This is a genomic window from Flavobacterium sp., from assembly GCF_004211145.1.
GTDB lineage: Bacteria > Bacteroidota > Bacteroidia > Flavobacteriales > Flavobacteriaceae > Flavobacterium.
The window spans coordinates 33,060-51,942 of record NZ_SEBS01000011.1 but is presented as its reverse complement, the minus strand read 5'-3'; the positions used below and the strand labels follow the sequence as shown (position 1 = coordinate 51,942).

Here is an 18,883-nt window from a genome sequence, read left to right as displayed (position 1 = left end):
GGCTTAGACGAGTTCGTTGAGTTTGGCGAAAAATACGTCTTCGAGATTTTCCTCGGCCTTGAAAAAACCATTGCCGGGCGCGTCATCGCTGTATACGTGGATCAGCGGGCTTCCGCCGACGAGCTTGTTCGAAATCACCTTGTAATCACTTTGATACTGCGGCAAGGCGTGTTTGTCGACTTTCTTTTCCCAGACTTTTCCCTTGATCTGGACAAGCGCATCATCAGTGTTTCCCGAATACAGCACGCGTCCTTTGTCCATGATCGCCATTTGTGTACACAGTTCGCGAACGTCCTGGACGATATGGGTCGACAGGATCACGATCACGTTTTCACCGATTTCACTTAAAATATTGTAGAAGCGATTGCGCTCTCCGGGATCGAGACCTGCCGTCGGTTCGTCGACGATCACTAATTTTGGATTTCCGATAAGGCTTTGCGCGATTCCGAAACGTTGGCGCATTCCGCCGCTATAACTGCTCACGGCATTTTTGCGCTGCTCCCAAAGATTGACTTTCACGAGCAACTGTTCGACGATTTCCTTGCGTTCCGATTTTTTATCGAAACCCTTCAAGAGCGCCAAGTGGTCGAGCAATTCAACAGCCGAAGTACGCGGGTAAACCCCAAATTCCTGGGGAAGGTAACCCAAGTTCCTTCGAACGGCTTCTTTGTCGTTCAAAACGTCGATGTCGCCCAGGAAAGCAGATCCGCTGTCTACGTCCTGCAACGTGGCAAGGGTTCGCATGAGCGATGATTTTCCGGCTCCGTTCGGACCTAAAAGCCCGAACATTCCCTTGTCGATCGTGAGTGAGACGTCGTTGAGCGCGTGCACGCCATTGCCGTATTTCTTGTCAATGTTTTTGATTACAAGTTGCATGATTGTGTTTGTTGATTAATGAATGTTGGTTGTGCGGAATTTACGAACTTTTACGCTACAAAAAGTCCCGCTGTTATACGGGACGTGATTTTTGCCGATACGGTTGCATCGTTTTTATTTTACGACCGGGCTTTCGCCGACGATTGCACCGTTTTCTCGGATGATTACTTTCGAAACCTTGTCGCCCGATTTTACGAATTCGAACGTCAAATCGCGTTCCTTGTAGAAAAACGTAGTCTGCGATTCGGGGAAAAGCACGTATTTGTTATTTCTGATGTAAAGCGTGAGACCGTTACTGGATTTCTCGAAAGTCAGTTCGCCTTGGTCGCTTTTGTATTTTCCGACGAATGGCGAAAGCGCTTTGTCTGACACGAAAATTTCGGTTCGCTTGTTTTCGTATTTCGGCGCGTCGTGATTGTAGCTTAAGATGCGCGACATTTTCCATTTGCCGTCAGTGAGCAGCCAAAGATGGGTGAATTTCGCGACGCCCGTCCAGTATTCGGGTTTGCCGTTCTCGGTCACGAAAAATTTATGATCGCCCGACAGGACCGCGCCGTAGAGTCGACCGTCCTTTTCCATCGGATAAATGCGGTAGCTTTCAGGATATGCTTCACGTCTTATTCGCCAATCAGCTCGTCCGCACAGGTTCTTTTTCGTAGTCTCCTGAAACGTCGCCCAGCCTTTTTGAATGCCGCCTTTGTCGTGGTAGAATTCCACGTCATCGGCTATGAATTCGTGCATTCCCGCGTCGTCGCACTTGTTGTAGGCGAGCCAGAACAGGCTGTCTTTTTCTCGGATCGTGCGCTCGAGATCCACATCTTGTGCGCTTATCGACAGGCTGCAAAAAAGCAATAGGGAAGTGGCTACGAGTTGTAGGGATTTTTTCATAGGACAATGGATAATGGACAATTGACGATTGATAATTGACAATTGACAATGGATAATGGACAATTGATAATGGACAATTGGCTTTGGGTAAGTTTGGAGGTTGGGTCAATTATCGGCGTTTTTGAATGGCCGGAATAATAATTTCTACAGATTAATGAACATTCAAGAAATAGGATGTAGGCGCTTTGACCTTGAAAATAAGGGAAAAATGTAGTTGCAACTTGAAATGATTTTTTGCTCCAAAGACATACTACGCGACTTTATAACCAGAAAAGCCGATACCTACCCAAAGAGTATATCACGGAAATCCGCACTATCAAATCGGAATCCTAAACGTCCAGCGCAAGAGCAACCCTAACTGTCAATTGTCAATTGTCAATTAGTTCTTTTCCCCACGCTTCCGCCTGAACTCTCATCTCTTTCCAAAGATTTCGGATCGTTATTGTACTCAACCGATCCGCCGCTCGAGGCCTTCCCGTCGAGTTTCACGATCGGGTGCACGACGATGTGACTGCCTGAACTTGCGTCGGCCGAAACATCGTTCGCAAGCAATTGTCCCGCTTCGACGCCGCTTCCGCTTGAGGAATTCGTGTCGAAATCGATGGCTTTCCCGCTGACTTCGAGCGTGCTTCCGCTTGACGATTCGGCGCTCAGGTCTTCGGCCTCCACGACGACTTTCATGTTCGCGCCGCTGTTCGTTTCGAGTGAAAGGTTTTCGCTGATTAAGTTATTGAGCGATCGGATGCTTGATCCCGCTTCGGCTGTCAAGCCTTCGATCTTGGGCATCTTCACGGTGACTTTTTTCGCGGTCACGTTCGTATAACCGTTGTAGTCGGACGAGATCACGAGCGTATTTCCTTCTAATTTCGTGGTAATGTGCGAGATCAGGTTATCATCGGCTTCAACCACCACCGACGTGACATCGGCCTGTTCAATTTCAACATCGAGACCGCGGCTCGCTTTGATTTTGGTGAAGTTGCCCTGAATATTCCGGGTTTCTGTTTTTACGTTTCCGCTGCCAACGATGGTTTTGACATCGAAATCCTGACATGAGGCGAAACAAATCGCAAGTAGCGCCGCAAGCGTGAATCTGGTGGTTGAAGTGATGATTGACATATTATTCGTTTTTGATTATTTCTCCGTTTTCGCCCGTTTTCAGGCCTTTGAAAGGTTTTCCGTTTTTCGATGTTCCCTTGATGGAAATCGTGTCGCCGTCGGTTACGATCGTACCCGAAACATTCACGCTGTCAACGTCGAACGTGCCTTCGATATCGTCCCAATCGTTCTCGTCGGCGGGACAATCGAGACATTTCACCTGATCTTTCCCGACCTTATATTTGTATTGCCCCGAGAAATGCAGGTTGAAGAACGAATCGTCGCTGTAATCGAAATGCTCGAAGTTTTTATCGGGTCTCAAATAAATTCCCTCGGGAACATACAAAAAGATCTGAACTTCCTGTTTGCGGTATTTGCTCGACATTTCGGTAAGCAAATAGTTGTCTAAAGTTACGGTATTTCCTTCGACGGTGAACCCGTATTTGATTTTTTCAGCGCGTTGCTTGGCTTCTGAAAGCGATTTTCCGCGAGCGATTTTCTCGATTTGGATGTAGGGCTGCTTTTCGTCGGTGCTCAGGATCTCGATATGGACCTCGTTCGAATAGATTACTTCATTGCCTTTGTCGTCCTGCACGAAAGCGAAATCGTGGTGGCGATAAATGTCTTTCGCGTAATAATCGTTGTAGCGGAACTTCACGAAAAGCGTATCGTTGGGCTGGATGTTGATGATTTGTTTTTCGACCATTTTTCCGTCCGAACCGATTTCCGTCGCCTGTTTCACGCCAAGCGTAATCAAGGTTCCGATCGAGATCAGCCACAAAGCCAGCAACGTATATTTTGCGATGTTCCCGATGGATTTCAAATTCGTCACGAGCAGTTTCAATCCCAGGATGAACAGGAAGAACATCGGAATTCCTACTGCCAGAAAACCAAGCGTGCCTACGAACCAAAGTGGGAAATCGGTGTAGTTCACCGCGTCGGCGTAATTGTGCCACGGCACGTCGACAAGCGTGGTCGAACCAAGCGTGAACAAAGCCACGACGCCCGCAGCGAGCATGAACGCCGAGAACACGACGATCAGCGCGCCCAACACTTTAGCGAACGCCTTGAAAATCTTTCCCAGGACTTCGAGGATGTTGTTCACGAAACGCTCGGCTCCGGTCTTGACTTCCTTTCCCATCTTGTCGTAGTTCGCGTTCTTGAACTTCTCGGAAACGTTCTCGAATTCCTCGCGGACTTTCTTTTCGATGTTCGAAATGTTTACGGGTTCGCCTGTCATTTCGAGTTTTTCAGCCGTAGTGAGCGCGGCGGGAGTTACGATCCAAAGTACGAAGTAGGCGATAATTCCGGTGCCGAAACCGGCGAATACGAATATCAAAAACAAAATCTTGATCCACACGGCATCGATCCCGAAGTAATGTCCGAGTCCTGTCGCGACGCCACCGATCATGCCTTTTTCAGTATCGCGATAGAGTTTTTTCATGCGTCGGCCCGCGTTTAGGTTTTCGTATGAAGCCGATGATGAAGCGGGTTGTCCGTCGTCTTCGATTCGGTAATCCTCAGGCTGGCCCATGATCGCGATCACTTCGTCGACTTCGCGTGAATTGATGACTTGTTTTTCGTGCGTGTGCTTTTCAGAAATGATCTCGGCGATGCGCATCTCGATGTCCTTGATGATCTCGTCCTGTCCGGTTGAGTTCGACAACGAGCGTTTGATCGCGTCGAAATAACGGGTGAGTTTTTGGTAGGCGTCCTCGTCTATGTGGAAGAACATGCCTCCCAGATTAATATTTACAGTCTTGTTCATGATTGCGATTTTTGGTTGGTGATTATGTTTACGGCATCGGATAACTCGGTCCAGGTGCTGTTCAATTCATTTAGGAAAGTCTTGCCGATCTCGGTGAGTCCGTAGTATTTGCGCGGCGGGCCCGAAGTCGATTCTTCCCAGCGATAGTTGAGAAGTCCGTCGTTTTTAAGCCTTGTGAGAAGCGGATAAACCGTGCCTTCAACCACAAGCAATTTAGCGTTTTTTAGCGTATCCAAAATCTCCGATGTGTAAGCGTCTTTCTCTTTAAGGACGCTCAAAATACAGAACTCGAGTACACCTTTACGCATCTGGGCTTTAGTGTTTTCAATATTCATAGTCGATTGTTATTAATAATTAGCGCCGGGTTTTCGCATCATTTTCATTTCGGTCCCGGCGTGTATCTTTTTTGATTAGAATCCCGTTATCGCCGATGTTGTTTTCGAAACGATTTTCGCGTCCTCGGGCATTGTCACCGTTTCAGGATAACCGGCCCAGCTGGCTTGTGATCCTTCAGTAATGTCGATGGTGACGTCGTCGTCGGCGTTCGCCATTACGTTCGAATTCGTCGTGGCCGTAATGTCGCTGCGATCGGTGTACAGACGTTTGGCGTCGCAGATCGAACCGTTGCTCGCCGAGAAACTCGATTGGTTGACGAAGCCCGATAATCTCGCCACCGACGAGCCGTTCAAGTCCACTTTCAATTTCTTGGACACGATGTTGCCGTTGAAATGCGAACCTGATTTGAGCGTGAGTTGCATGTTGTCGGCGTTGACCGATCCCGTAAAAATCGAACGTGCCGATAATTTCACTTTCAATTCGTTGGAAACGATGGCGTTCGTGACGCTTACCTTGGAACCGTCGAGAACTTCGATCGACGATAAGTCGGAAACCGACAACCTGATTTTTGCGGGCGAATCCAAAACGTCTTTCGTGTGGATGAACAGCGTGTTGCGTTTTACTTCGGTGATCAAATCGTTCAGGGAAAGCGCGTCGGCGGCTTCAGCTGTAAGGCTTGGCTGGGACTCGAGGGTGATTACGACCTCGACGCCGTCGCTGACAACTATTTTACTGAAGTTTTCCATTTGTCTGGTTTCCTGAACCTGAGCTTGTGCTAATGCCCCGACTAGGGACATGGTTAGCGAGATGATGATTTTGAACATGATTGATGATTTTTTGATTAATAAGGAACAATGAACAATGAATAATGAATAATTAGGTGCTGCTGATAAACAACTGGACATACAGATCTTGATTAGGATACCGACGTCAATTATTAATTATTCATTATTCATTATTAATTGAATTGATTGATGATTGAAACTCCGGTGATTGATTTATATCTTCTTTAACTGATTCGGTTTTTAATTCTTTAGGTTTTCCGATGAACGGAATGCAAAGCGGATACTCATACGCGATGCCGTCGATCGCTTTTACCGACGCGTTGATGACCAGGAAAAACTCGGCGACCTTCAAAAAGCAGAACAAAATGACGGCGATGATGGCGAGAATTACGATTCCGGTTACGTTTTCAGGTGTGAGATCGGGGTTGTAAACATGACCGTCGGCCATTTCACGGAACGGAACGTGTTTGAAGATCGTGAAAACCAAAATCGGGATGGCGATCAGGCACAAAACCAACGTGTACAAAAAGATGCTGAGTTGGAAATTGATGGCCTGGCGTCCGTGGTGGTCGGTGAACGACGAATCTTTTCGCGTCGTACTCCAAATTACCAACGGGAAAATAAAGTTCCCAAAAGGGAAGAACCATTGGGTCAGCGTGCTCAAGTGCGCCAACATTGCTTTGCTTTTCGTAGAGGTTGTTTCCATGAGATAGTAATTTCTTATGCAAATATATATACGAAAGACAGTATCTTGTTTTGCATAGTACTAATAATTAACAAAAAGTTAACATTTTGGTTTTTAGTTGGATTTTTTAGCAAGTCGTGTAATTTGTTGATTATTAGCGTGCTAATCTATAGTATCGCGGATTCATGGATTTATTTACGGATTGTTTCTTTATTTATACTCATATGAAAATCAGCGAATCCACGGCAAAAAAATCACTACGTAAGCCCGACGGTTAAACTTTACGCTGTCCCAAACTCTTATAAAAATCATTACCTTAGCCCGAAATCACCGCGATCATGGGCGTTTCAAAAAGCCAGTTGAATAAATTCCTTTTCTTCAAATTGCCGTCGGCGTTTCTTTGCGGCGTGCGCGTAAAGCATATCGATTCCGGTAAATGCGTGACGTCGGCGAAACATCGATGGATCAATCAAAATCCATTCAACTCCATGTATTTCGCCGTTCAAGCAATGGCTGCCGAACTTTCCACGGGCGCGCTCGTCATCAATGAAATAAAGGAAAACGGCCAAAATATCTCGATGCTTGTCGCGACCAATAAGGCCGTGTTCACCAAAAAAGCAACGGGACGAATCACGTTCACGTGCAACGATGGCGAGAAAATCCGTCAGGCGATCCAACAAGCCGTCGAAACAAGGCAAGGCGTGACGTGTTGGATGCAATCGGTCGCGGTCAATGAAAAAGGCGAGCAGGTTTCGGTCATGGATTTCGAATGGACGCTCAAGGCGAAATAGCGCGTTAAACCCTTTACAATTAACGTTTCTTTTCAATCCAACGGCCGCATCGGGGCGTATCTTTACGTAAAACACGCAACATGAAAGTGCTCATTACCGGCGCAACTGGACTCATCGGAACACAACTTGTGGCCAAACTTGCGGCGCACAAGATTGAGGTGAATTATCTGACGACCACAAAATCCTCCATTAAAAGCGAACCCAGTTACCAGGGGTTTTTCTGGAATCCCGAGAAAGACTTCGTGGACGAAAATGCAATCGTCGGCGTAGATGCCATAATCCATCTGGCGGGCGCCAGTATTTCAAAACGCTGGACGCGCAAATACAAACAGGAAATAATCGAAAGTCGCGTGCTGTCGGCGAATCTGCTTTACAAATTGATAAAGGACAATCCGAATCAGGTGAAACAATTCATCTCAGGTTCGGCGATCGGACTATATAAAGACAGTTTGACCGAATATTACACGGAAGATAATAAGAATGTCGACGATTCATTCCTCGGAAACGTCGTGCTCAAGTGGGAACACGCCGCCGACCGTTTTTCCCAACTCGGCATAAAAGTCTGCAAAATCCGCACGGGATTGGTGCTCGCCAAAGAAGGCGGAATGTTACCGCAGATCGAAAAGCCCGTGAAAATGGGATTCGGAGCCGCATTCGGAAGCGGAAAACAATGGCAATCCTGGATCCACATCCACGATTTGGTGAATATGTATACGACAGCTTTGGAACAGCAATGGGAAGGTGCGTTCAATGCGACGGCGCCGAACCCTGTGACCAATGATCAAATGACGCGCGCCATCGCGAAAAAGCTTGGAAAGCCGTACTTCATGCCGAAAATTCCCGAGTTCGTGATGAAGCTGATCCTCGGCGAAATGTCGATGTTGCTGTTCGCGAGCCAAAAGGTCAAATCCGAACGGCCGCTTGAAAAGGGTTTCAAATTCCAATACGAGACTCTCGAACCCGCACTTGAAAACCTACTCAAATAAAAAAAGCTCCGAGATTGTCGGAGCTTTTTCTATTAACGAGTGAATTAATAATGTCTTGTTGCCCGAAGGCATAACCTTGTATTTTTCTTTGAAACAAACATAGAGAAACGAAATCGAAATAGTGCCAAAAAAATATTAAAATTTTTGTGGATTAGTGAATTAGCGAATTTCGATTGGTTATGGATTCAAGTAGGTTGTTCGATACAATGTCTCGCCGTCCGTCGGATCATTCGCAATCCGCTAATTCTCAAATTTACTAATTTTCCAATGACAATTTGACATTTTACCCAAATTGGAACTACTTTTGCCGCCTCGCAACCGCGAATAAAAAATATCAATAAACATTCACAACACTTTCAGCCATGATTACTGAAGATACCAACGATATCAACGAAAACGTAAACGAAATAGACGAGGCGACACTTGAGGCGAATGCCAACGGAGAGCAATTGATTGTTGACGAAAAGTCAGTCGAAGAACAACTTCGTGACGATTTGGCCAAAGAGAAGGACAAATTTTTGCGCCTGTTCGCCGAATTCGAGAATTTCAAGAAACGCAATGCCAAAGAACGCATCGATTTGTTCAAGACCGCGAACCAGGAAGTGCTTTTGGCGCTTTTGCCGGTTCTTGACGATTTTGACCGCGCGATTATTGAAATCACGAAAGTAGGTGACGAAACCCTGTTGAAAGGCGTTTCGCTGATTCACGACAAATTCAAAAATACATTGACTGCCAAAGGATTGGAGCAGGTCGAAGTTAATAGCGGCGACGTTTTCAATGCCGATTTCGCCGAAGCCATCACGCAAATTCCAATGCCCGACATGAAAGGCAAGATCGTCGACGTGATTGAAAAAGGATATAAATTGGGCGACAAGATCATCCGTTTCCCCAAAGTAGTGACAGGCCAGTAAGCCGCGCCATAACCAAACTGTAATTCATTCTGAGCAAGATGAAAAAAGATTATTACGAAGTACTCGGCATTTCAAAAGGGGCCGATGCTGCCGAAATCAAGAAAGCCTACCGCAAGAAAGCCATAGAATTTCACCCTGACAAAAATCCGGGCGACAAGGCTGCCGAAGAGAATTTCAAGCTCGCGGCCGAAGCCTACGAAGTCCTGAGCGATCCGCAGAAACGCCAGCAGTACGACCAGTTCGGACACAACGCGTTCAACGGACAGGGCGGAGGCGGTTTCCAGGGCGGACACATGAACATGGACGACATCTTCAGCCAGTTCGGGGATATTTTCGGGTCGGCATTCGGCGGAGGCGGCGGTTTTGGAGGATTCGGCGGAGGCGCAGGCCAACGTCGCGTGAAAGGCAGCAATCTTCGCATCAAAGTAAAACTCACGCTTGAGGAAATCGCGAACGGCGTCGAGAAAAAAATAAAAGTAAAACGCAAGATCCAGGCGAAAGGCGTTACGTATAAAACATGTCCGACGTGCAACGGCCAAGGCCAGGTGATGCGCGTGACGAATACGATTTTGGGTCGCATGCAATCGGCGTCGACGTGTCCGCAATGCCAAGGCGTCGGACAAATCATCGACAACAAACCCAAAGATGCCGATGCGCACGGCATGATCATGGAAGACGAAACGGTATCGATCAAGATTCCTGCAGGTGTTTCCGACGGCATGCAACTAAAGGTTTCCAATAAAGGGAACGACGCTCCGGGCAATGGAATTCCGGGCGATTTGATTGTCGCGATCGAAGAACTCGAGCATGAATTCCTGAAGCGCGAAGGCGAAAACCTGCATTACGATCTGTATATCAGTTTCCCTGAAGCCGTTTTGGGCGTTTCCAAAGACATCGACGCCGTGAACGGAAAAGTCCGGATCAAACTCGAGGAAGGCATCCAATCGGGAAAAATCCTACGCTTGAAAGGCAAGGGAATTCCAAGCCTGAACAGCTACGGAAGCGGCGATCTGCTCGTTCACGTGAACGTTTGGACGCCACGCGAACTCAACAAAGAACAGAAGCAATTTTTCGAGAAATCACTCACCGAAAGCAATTTCACTCCGGCTCCTGAAAAGAGCGAGAAATCTTTTTTTGAAAAAGTCAAGGATATGTTTTCGTAATTGAAAAAACATTTTTACTTTTGGAATTGTTACTAGGTAACTAGTAATTTCTTTTTCATAGCAATTTTTCCCATCCTTGTGCAAATAAGGGTGGGTTTTTTTTTGAATTGTTGGATGCGCTACGCTTTGGACGCGGCTGCGCCTTTCGACCGATTTCGTCAAGGTTAACGATTCGAATCCAAGAACGAAGTGTGTCCAAAGGCGCAGCCGCGTCCAAAGCAACGCGTGTCTAAAGCGCAGCGTGTCTATTTTTACTACCTTTACCTCAATAATCAATACCAATGTCCAACATTCTCGAAGCCCGCAATGTCGTCAAGCAATACGGCGATTTTACGGCACTCAATTCCGTTTCTTTATCGGTTCCGAAAGGCAGCATCTACGGGCTATTAGGTCCGAACGGCGCCGGAAAGACCTCACTGATCCGCATCATCAACCAGATCACGTTGCCCGACAGCGGCGAAATCATTTTAGACGGCGAAAAACTCGGTCCGCAGCACATCGCGAATATCGGTTATCTGCCCGAAGAACGCGGCTTGTACAAATCGATGAAAGTCGGCGAACAATGCCTGTATCTCGCACAACTCAAGGGATTGTCGCACGCCGAAGCCAAAAAACAACTCGAATATTGGTTCGACCGATTGGAAATAAAAGGTTGGTGGAACAAGAAAATCCAGGAGCTATCAAAAGGAATGGCGCAAAAGATCCAGTTCGTCGTGACCGTCTTGCACAAACCCAAATTGCTCATTTTCGACGAGCCGTTTTCCGGTTTCGATCCCGTGAACGCGAACCTGATCAAAGACGAAATCCTCGAACTCAAAAAACAGGGCGCCACAATCATATTCTCGACGCATCGCATGGAATCGGTCGAAGAATTGTGCGACGACATCGCGCTGATCCACAAATCGAACAAATTGATCGAAGGCAAACTCATCGACGTCAAGCGCGCACATAGAACCAAAGATTTCGAAGTCGGAATTTTGACCGACAATGTCGAAGGCCTGATGTACGACCTTTCACAACGGTTCATGATTGCCCAAGCCGATTTTAAATCTTTAAACGACGAACTCAAACTCAGCATCCAGATCGGCGACTCCAAACCCAACGAACTGCTTTCGGTTCTCGTAAACCGCGGACAGGTGACGCATTTCGTGGAGAAGATTCCGAGTGTGAACGATATTTTTATTCAGACTGTGACGGAGAAGTAAAAAGTTTAGTGTTTAGAGTTTCGGGTTGGTTTTGGGTAGCCGAAAATTATCAGCTTCGAAACGATACGAGGTACCAAAGACCGAACGAAAAAACTCTAAACCCTAAACTCTAAACAAATAAAATAAACGCATAAACAAATCAACGCATCAACATCCAATCATGAGCGTACTAACCTTAATAATCAAACGCGAATTCACCGCCAAAGTCCGCAACAAATCCTTCATCGTCATGACGTTTTTGAGTCCGCTGTTATTCGCGGGAATCGCATTCTTCGTCGGATACCTAAGCTCGTTAAAAGCCGACGTAAAAAAAATCGCGATCCACGACGAAACCGGATTATTTGTTCCCGAATTCAAGTCGAACGATGAGTATTCCTATCTCGACAAGACGTCGGTTCCCATCCAGACGCTCAAAGACAGCGTGACCGCGGAACGTTATGAAGGCGTGCTCGTGATTCCAAAGTCCGATAACAAATCGCTCGAGAAAAACATCCAATACATTTCAAACGACAGTCCCGGCATGGGATTTTTGTCGGAACTTGAAGACGTGATCTCGACGCGCATCACGAAAGCCAACCTCGAAGTCGCGAAACTCGACACGCTCGCGATCAAAAACGCCCAATCGAAAGTCCAGATCGGCCTGTCCAAAGCAACCGGCGAGGAAAGCGTCAAGGGATTGAACGAGATCAAGATCGCGATCGGCGGCGCATTCGGCTACCTGATCATGATGTTCATCATCATTTACGGCAATATGGTCATGCGCTCGGTGATCGAGGAAAAAACGAACCGCATCATCGAGATCATCATCTCGTCGGTCAAGCCGTTCCAGCTCATGATGGGCAAAATCATCGGCACATCGCTCGCGGGCGTGCTGCAATTTTTGATCTGGGCGATAATCGGAATGTGCTTACTGTTCGGCGCGTCGGCATTTTTCGGCGTCGATGTCGCGAGCCACGCCGTTTCACCCGATGCAGTCGCCGCAGCCCAGCAAACCGCAGGAAACACGACCCAATTGTACATCAGCGAATTATGGAAATTGCCCATCGCAACGACGATAATCTCATTCGTCATCTATTTCATCGGAGGCTACTTTTTATACAGTTCATTCTACGCCGCGATCGGTGCCGCCGTCGACAACGAAACCGATTCCCAGCAATTCCTTTTCCCTATCATCATGCCGTTGATCCTGGGCGTTTACATCGGGTTCTTCACGGTAATAAACGATCCGCACGGAACGGTTGCCACGACATTTTCGATGATTCCGCTAACGTCACCGATCGTAATGCTCATGCGGATCCCCTTCGGCGTTCCGTTGTGGCAAATCGCGCTCTCGATCGTCATTTTGTTCGCGACATTCTTTGGCGTCGTGTGGTTTTCGGCCAAGATTTACCGCGTCGGAATTTTAATGTATGGGAAGAAACCGACTTGGAAGGAAATGATTCGGTGGGTGAGGTATTAATTAGATGATTAGATAATTAGAAAATTAGCGGATTAGCGAATGGAAATTGATCGCAGGGAAACGCTTCGTTGGGGATAAAATCGCAGTCGGAAGTGCGAAGCAACCTTAACTTCCTTAACTATCTCAACTGTTCAAAAATAAAAATTTTATTTGGAGCTATTCCGGCTGTCCGCTTCAAGCTTCCTAAAAAAATCCGGTTTTGCAACAACCCGCAACGAGCTTCCGATGGTCGCTGTCGCGGCTTGGCAAAACGGGGATTTTTTAAAGAAAGGCTTTCCGCTTCCATCCGGGCTATGAATTCGCGTTTTCCATGACATTTTGGGAAATTGTTAACGCGGTAATTCCCGTGAACTTTCGTAAATTCCGATTTTGAAGTTTAGAGTTTATCGTTGTAAAGTTCCCCAAACGTCCTCGGTAAACGAATGAACCCTAAACTCTAAACCCTAAACAAAAAAAAATGCCCAAAATCCTAGTCATCGAAGACGAAGCCGCCATCCGCCGCGTGCTCGGAAAAATACTCTCTGAAGAAAGCGACACTTACCAGGTCGAAGAAGCCGAAGACGGCGTCGCAGGCCTCGAAAAAATAAAAGCCACCGATTACGACCTCGTGTTGTGCGACATCAAAATGCCAAAAATGGACGGAGTGGAACTTCTCGAAGCCGTCAAGAAAATCAAACCCGAAATCCCTATGGTCATGATTTCCGGCCACGGCGACATGGAAACCGCGATCCAGGCGATGCGTCTCGGCGCGTTCGACTACATCTCGAAACCACCCGACCTGAACCGATTGCTCAACACGGTGCGTAACGCGCTCGACAAGAAACAACTCGTCGTCGAGAACAAGATCCTCAAGAAGAAAGTTAGCCGCCATTACGAAATGATCGGGCATAGCGACGCGATCAATCACATAAAAGACATCATCGAGAAAGTCGCCCCGACCGAGGCGCGCGTACTCGTAACCGGCCCGAACGGAACCGGGAAAGAACTCGTCGCGCACTGGCTGCACGAAAAAAGCGAACGTGCGAATGCGCCGCTCATCGAGGTGAACTGCGCCGCGATTCCGAGTGAACTCATCGAAAGCGAGTTGTTCGGCCACGTGAAAGGCGCGTTTACATCGGCCGTGAAAGACCGCGCAGGCAAGTTCGAAGCCGCTGACAAAGGCACGATATTTTTGGACGAGATCGGCGACATGAGTCTTTCGGCCCAAGCCAAAGTATTGCGTGCGCTTCAGGAAAGCAAAATTTCACGCGTCGGGGATGAAAAGGAAATAAAGGTTGATGTTCGTGTCGTTGCCGCGACCAATAAAGACCTTAAAAAAGAAATAGCCGAAGGTCGGTTTCGCGAGGATTTATACCACCGACTGGCCGTCATTCTCGTCAAAGTTCCCGCGCTGAACGATCGCCGCGACGACATTCCGCTGCTCATTGAACATTTCGCGTCGAAAATAGGCGAGGAGCAAGGCAAGGAAGCCAAGAAGTTTTCGGCCTCGGCGATCAAATTGCTGCAGGAATACGATTGGACGGGAAACATCCGTGAACTTCGGAACGTGGTCGAACGCCTGATCATTCTCGGCGGAAGCGAAATATCTGAAGCCGACGTTAAAATGTTCGCAAGCAAGTAACCCGCCTATGAATTTTCTGCAACATCTCTTCGGCAAACAGCACTTGCCCGATGACGAAATCGCGCAATTCTGGAAGTGGTTCGCCGCGAACGAGAAGCGTTTCTATAAAGCGATCGCGGGAGGCGAAAACCTGCACGCGACTTTTTTCGACGAACTTTCATCGAGGCTTGAAGCATTGCGTCCCGACATTTATTTGTTGACGGGAATGCGCGACGCGAAAATCGCCGAACTCATCTTCACGCCCGATGGCATCATCAAGAACATAGCGTTCACCGAGGATCTGGTCGCCGCGTCTCCGTCGCTAAAGAATTGGAAATTCACGGCATTGAAACCCAAAACCGACATCACGGAACTGCAGATTGACATGGGCGAATACGTATTCAACGACTCGAACATTTGGTTTTATCCGAATACAAGCGCCCAATATCCTGACGAGATCGACATCACCATCGTCTTTGAAAAGTATACCGAGGACGAAAAACCGCAGATTACGAACGGGATTTATCTGTTCCTCGACAATTATCTGGGCGAACTCAATTCAGTGACGAGCATTGACAATTTGTGGATCAAGGCCGAACCGTCAGAAAATGAGGACCTGATCCCGATTTCCAAACTCCAGGATTATCTGATCTGGCGCGAAAAGGAATTCGTGGAAAAGTACGAAGGCACGCGCCGCGACACCGAGGACGACGAGTACACGAGCCTCGAAGCCACGCTTGAAAACGACTTGCCGCTGATCGCGATCGTGAATTCGTCTTTGCTCGATTGGGAAGCGAAAGGTTCTCATCCGTGGATTCTAAAAATAGAAATCGCATATGACGGAACCGACCTCAACGGCATGCCCGACGATGCGACGTATGCGCTCATGGACAAGTTCGAACTCGAGATCATGGACGAGCTCAAAGACGCCGACGGTTATCTCAACGTCGCGCGTGAAACCGCTGACAGCCTGCGTTGCATTTATTTCGCGTGCAAGGATTTCAGGAAACCGTCAGAGATTTTGTACGCGCTTATACTAAGTTATCGCGATCTTCTCAACGTGAGTTACGACATGTACAAAGACAAATATTGGCAATCGCTTGAACGTTTCCGCGCCGACTGACACGAAACCCTGCAAATTCCGATTAGCAAAACCGATACAAAAAGCTGACCTTTGCACCGATATGCAATTAAAGAAAATACATCCGAATCTCGAGAAAGCCTTATCAGAACAAGGCCTGTCACATGCCACGACGCTACAGATCGACACCTGGTCGTCCATAAAAAGCGGCGCCGACTGCGTGATCGCTTCTCCGGGCGGCTCGGGCAAAACCACGGCTCTCGTCGTAAATACGATCCAAAAACTTCAAAAACCTGAAGGCGAAAGTACGCGCGCGTTGCTTTTGACACAGGACAAGGAAAGCGTTCTCGAACTCGTCGAGCAATTCGAAAAGTACGGGCAATACACGGGTTTGCGCGTCATCGGGTCGCACGACAAAGGCGATATCGATTACGACAAGAACATGATTTCACTTGGAATGGATGTGATCGTGGGAACGCCGACGCGAGTGAACGCGTTGTTCGCTTCTGCAGGATTCAACCTGACGACGATCCGTTTCTTCGCGGTCGATGACGCCGACGTCTTATTCAAGAATCGTCAGGACGCGATAATCTTGCGACTTGCCGAAAGCGTTTCCAAAACCCAATTCATCTTCACGTGCCGCGAAATCACCGAGCGCGTCGAGATCATCGCCGATAAAGTGATGACCGAACCAATGTTCTTTGAACCCGACGATGATCAGGATGACGACGCTACTGATGAGGAAGAATAAGGCGCTCATCTTCATATTGATCGTTATGGTCAGCATCGCGTCGGCTCAAAAAGTCAAGAAAACCAACGTTTTTACTGAAGGTGAAACGCCGTTTTCAAGCAACATGTCGAGTGAACTCGATGTGAATGAATATATCGACAGCACGAAAATATCGCCAGCGACTTACGACCGGCTCAAGAAAATAAAAGTACTTGTCGAAAAAGAATCTTTCCAACAGATTTTCGATGAACTGGAAGCCGTTCCCAAAAAGGAAATGGACGAAAATCCGATGATTTATGCGTTAAAGGCATTAGCCGCGATGAATGTGAAAAATTATCCCGCGGCGACCACGGCACTTGAGCAGGCGATCGCCAATGTCAAGGACGATGCGTTGAACAGCGGGCTGTACAATATGCTGGGATATGTCGATATGCAGGGCGATTACAGGATCAGCGCGGTCCAAAATTTCAAATTTTCGCACAAACTTGACCCCGGAAATGTCGCTCCGATAGTGATGTTGGGTGCGGTGAGCATGGAAAACGGGAACACCGACGACGCTATTTCGTATTATGAAAAGGCAGTCAAGCTCGTGCCGCCCAGCAATAGCGTCTGGAACAATCTTGGATTTTTATATCAGGGAAAAGGCAGGCATACTGAGGCTATTGCGATTTTCGACAAGACCATCATCGCGATTCCCGACAAAGCCGCGTTCAGTTTCAACAACCGGGCATATTCCAAATTACAGATCGGGCAGGCCAAGGAAGCGCTTGCCGACGTGGAGCGGTCGATTGAAATTTATCCTGAAAATCCGTATGCGTTCCGCAATCGCGCGTTGATTTATATCGCAATGTCCAAAACAGATTTGGCTTGCGCCGACCTGAAAAAAGCGCAGGCGTTAGGTTTCGAACAAAAATTCGGAACTGAAGTCAAAGAGTTGATTAGTAAATATTGCCTGAAAAATACGAAATGAAGTTTGTCCGCAGATTACTCAGGGTTTTGGGCGTTTTGGTTTTGATCCACATCGCGGCACTCACGTTTTTGTATTTCTTCCAGGAGAAACTTATTTTCCATGCGCCTCCAAAATTGGCCGCCGATTATAAATTCAATTACGCGGCATCGTTCGAGGAAATCAACATTCCGTCAACCGGCGACATTACGCTGAACGGCCTGCTCTTCAAGACCGAAAAACCATCGAAAGGACTTATTTTTTACCTGCATGGAAACGGCGGATCGCTCGAAGGCTGGGGATATATGAGCGACGTGTACACGAAACTCGGTTACGATTTGTTCATCCTCGATTATCGCAGTTACGGCAAAAGCGGTGGCGAAATTACCGATAAGGACGAATTTCTCGAGGACATCCGCACGGCTTATCGCTATATGATGAAATCGTACCCTGAAGACAAAATCGTCGTCACGGGCTTCTCGATCGGCACCGGTCCGGCCGCCTGGCTCGCGGGCAAAGAACATCCGAAAACCTTGATTTTACAGGCGCCGTATTACGATTTGGCATCGATCGCAACGAAGCGTTTCCCAATGGTCCCGATGTCGTTGTTGCGGTACAATTTTACGACTTCGGAATACCTGAAGTCAGTGGATTGCCCGATCTACATGTTTCACGGCACCGAGGATAAGGTCGTTCCGTATGAAAATTCAATTCAAATAATGGCCGAAAACCCAAAAATCAAATTCTTCACGATAAAAGGTTTGGGACACGCGAAGTTCAACGACGATGTTGAATTCCAGAGAGAACTCGCGTCGATCTTAAACTGATTCAGTTCTTTCCGGATTTTTTCGTATCGTCACAGACATCGATTCTTTTGTGCGAAACTTGTTTCCAACCGTTTCCGATTTTCTCGTATTTATGTTCGCCGACCCAACATACTCCCGCGTGGACGTACGTGACGAGTTGTTGTTTTTGTTTATCTATTTTCGTCGGAAAGTATGTCATCGAATCCTGTAAAAATCTGTCCGATGAAAAAGTCTTGTCCTGCTGTTGGATGTAAAAACTATAAAACGGACCGCCGTTCCCGCCCATATCGTTGAGGATCGCAAAATCGTTTTTAGCATCGAAGTTAAAATCGGCCACGACAAAATCACCGTAATAATTGTCAGGCGCCTGCATGTTTTCGTTGATTCCCGTGGCGTATGACCGCACATTATTTAAGTCGACCATAGACGACAATAAAACGTAAACGGGCTGCACGATCGAATCGAGACGCTTCATTTTTTTATCGTAAATCACGATCGTCCAAAAATGTTGCAAAGGTTTTTTGCCGTCGGACTTTTCAAAATACGTGAGCTTGAAATTCTGCGTTTTCGAGAGATTGTCATAAAGTCGCTCCTTGCTCACGACACTGTCTTTGACGTAAACCGTATCGATCCGCTGTTTTGGCGTAGGCGATTTTTGGACCGCGACATATTTCGGTTTCGCATCAGAACATGCAAAAAACAAAACCAAAACCGCCAAAAACCCAAATGCTATTTTCATATATTTCCCTGTGAAAAACAATTAACCCAATCC

At 47.3% G+C, this 18,883-nt stretch carries 19 protein-coding genes; 11 read left to right on the top strand and 8 right to left on the bottom strand.

Features of this window, described 5'->3' with window-relative positions; genetic code table 11:
- Positions 1-3 precede the first annotated feature (3 nt).
- The 7 genes from EOO50_RS07215 to EOO50_RS07185 form a co-directional block, all read right to left on the bottom strand.
- Positions 4-876 carry an ABC transporter ATP-binding protein gene (locus EOO50_RS07215; protein ID WP_290838921.1) on the bottom strand — a complete coding sequence of 291 codons (873 nt, stop codon included), beginning with the start codon at positions 874-876 and terminating at the stop codon, positions 4-6.
- 114 nt (positions 877-990) lie between these two features.
- Positions 991-1,764, bottom strand: coding sequence for a nuclear transport factor 2 family protein (locus EOO50_RS07210; protein ID WP_290838919.1), 774 nt, complete (start codon positions 1,762-1,764; stop codon positions 991-993).
- A 375-nt stretch (positions 1,765-2,139) separates the two neighbouring features.
- Entirely contained in the window at positions 2,140-2,880 is a 741-nt protein-coding gene (locus EOO50_RS07205; RefSeq protein ID WP_290838918.1) for a head GIN domain-containing protein, read from the bottom strand.
- 1 nt (position 2,881) lies between these two features.
- Complete coding sequence (locus EOO50_RS07200) at positions 2,882-4,627, bottom strand: PspC domain-containing protein (RefSeq protein WP_290838917.1); 1,746 nt, start codon at positions 4,625-4,627, stop codon at positions 2,882-2,884.
- Positions 4,624-4,962 carry a PadR family transcriptional regulator gene (locus tag EOO50_RS07195; protein WP_290838916.1) on the bottom strand — a complete coding sequence of 113 codons (339 nt, stop codon included), beginning with the start codon at positions 4,960-4,962 and terminating at the stop codon, positions 4,624-4,626. Before EOO50_RS07195 ends, EOO50_RS07200 begins: the two co-directional genes overlap by 4 nt.
- Before the next feature lie 75 nt (positions 4,963-5,037).
- Positions 5,038-5,787, bottom strand: a complete 750-nt coding sequence (locus tag EOO50_RS07190; RefSeq protein WP_290838915.1) for a DUF2807 domain-containing protein — start codon at positions 5,785-5,787, stop codon at positions 5,038-5,040.
- A gap of 124 nt (positions 5,788-5,911) precedes the next feature.
- Positions 5,912-6,454: a DUF4870 domain-containing protein gene (locus EOO50_RS07185; protein WP_290838914.1), complete on the bottom strand. Its 543-nt coding sequence runs from the start codon at positions 6,452-6,454 to the stop codon at positions 5,912-5,914.
- Between the two features lie 317 nt (positions 6,455-6,771).
- Between EOO50_RS07185 and EOO50_RS07180 the strand changes: the two genes are divergently transcribed.
- The 11 genes from EOO50_RS07180 to EOO50_RS07130 all read left to right on the top strand — a co-directional run bounded on the left by EOO50_RS07180 (position 6,772) and on the right by EOO50_RS07130 (position 18,132).
- Entirely contained in the window at positions 6,772-7,224 is a 453-nt protein-coding gene (locus EOO50_RS07180) for a DUF4442 domain-containing protein (RefSeq protein ID WP_290838913.1), read from the top strand.
- A gap of 80 nt (positions 7,225-7,304) precedes the next feature.
- Positions 7,305-8,210: a TIGR01777 family oxidoreductase gene (locus EOO50_RS07175; RefSeq protein WP_290838912.1), complete on the top strand. Its 906-nt coding sequence runs from the start codon at positions 7,305-7,307 to the stop codon at positions 8,208-8,210.
- A gap of 362 nt (positions 8,211-8,572) precedes the next feature.
- The gene (locus EOO50_RS07170) at positions 8,573-9,121 is read left to right on the top strand and encodes a nucleotide exchange factor GrpE (protein WP_290838910.1); all 549 of its coding nucleotides are present in this window, start codon (positions 8,573-8,575) and stop codon (positions 9,119-9,121) included.
- Between the two features lie 38 nt (positions 9,122-9,159).
- Entirely contained in the window at positions 9,160-10,284 is a 1,125-nt protein-coding gene (dnaJ, locus tag EOO50_RS07165; protein WP_290838909.1) for a molecular chaperone DnaJ, read from the top strand.
- A 281-nt stretch (positions 10,285-10,565) separates the two neighbouring features.
- Complete coding sequence (locus tag EOO50_RS07160; protein ID WP_290838908.1) at positions 10,566-11,489, top strand: ATP-binding cassette domain-containing protein; 924 nt, start codon at positions 10,566-10,568, stop codon at positions 11,487-11,489.
- A gap of 160 nt (positions 11,490-11,649) precedes the next feature.
- Positions 11,650-12,948: an ABC transporter permease gene (locus EOO50_RS07155; RefSeq protein ID WP_290838907.1), complete on the top strand. Its 1,299-nt coding sequence runs from the start codon at positions 11,650-11,652 to the stop codon at positions 12,946-12,948.
- 457 nt (positions 12,949-13,405) lie between these two features.
- Positions 13,406-14,569: a sigma-54 dependent transcriptional regulator gene (locus EOO50_RS07150; RefSeq protein ID WP_290838906.1), complete on the top strand. Its 1,164-nt coding sequence runs from the start codon at positions 13,406-13,408 to the stop codon at positions 14,567-14,569.
- A 7-nt stretch (positions 14,570-14,576) separates the two neighbouring features.
- Entirely contained in the window at positions 14,577-15,671 is a 1,095-nt protein-coding gene (locus tag EOO50_RS07145) for a DUF695 domain-containing protein (protein ID WP_290838904.1), read from the top strand.
- Positions 15,672-15,732: 61 nt separating this feature from the next.
- On the top strand, positions 15,733-16,380 hold the full coding sequence (locus tag EOO50_RS07140) for a DEAD/DEAH box helicase (RefSeq protein ID WP_290838903.1): 648 nt from the start codon (positions 15,733-15,735) through the stop codon (positions 16,378-16,380).
- Entirely contained in the window at positions 16,367-17,329 is a 963-nt protein-coding gene (locus EOO50_RS07135; protein WP_290838902.1) for a tetratricopeptide repeat protein, read from the top strand. The genes EOO50_RS07140 and EOO50_RS07135 overlap by 14 nt, the downstream gene beginning before the upstream one ends.
- The gene (locus tag EOO50_RS07130; protein ID WP_290838900.1) at positions 17,326-18,132 is read left to right on the top strand and encodes an alpha/beta hydrolase; all 807 of its coding nucleotides are present in this window, start codon (positions 17,326-17,328) and stop codon (positions 18,130-18,132) included. Before EOO50_RS07135 ends, EOO50_RS07130 begins: the two co-directional genes overlap by 4 nt.
- 1 nt (position 18,133) lies before the next feature.
- Here the strand turns inward: EOO50_RS07130 and EOO50_RS07125 are convergent, their stop codons facing one another.
- Complete coding sequence (locus tag EOO50_RS07125; protein WP_290838899.1) at positions 18,134-18,850, bottom strand: hypothetical protein; 717 nt, start codon at positions 18,848-18,850, stop codon at positions 18,134-18,136.
- Between the last annotated feature and the right edge of the window lie 33 nt (positions 18,851-18,883).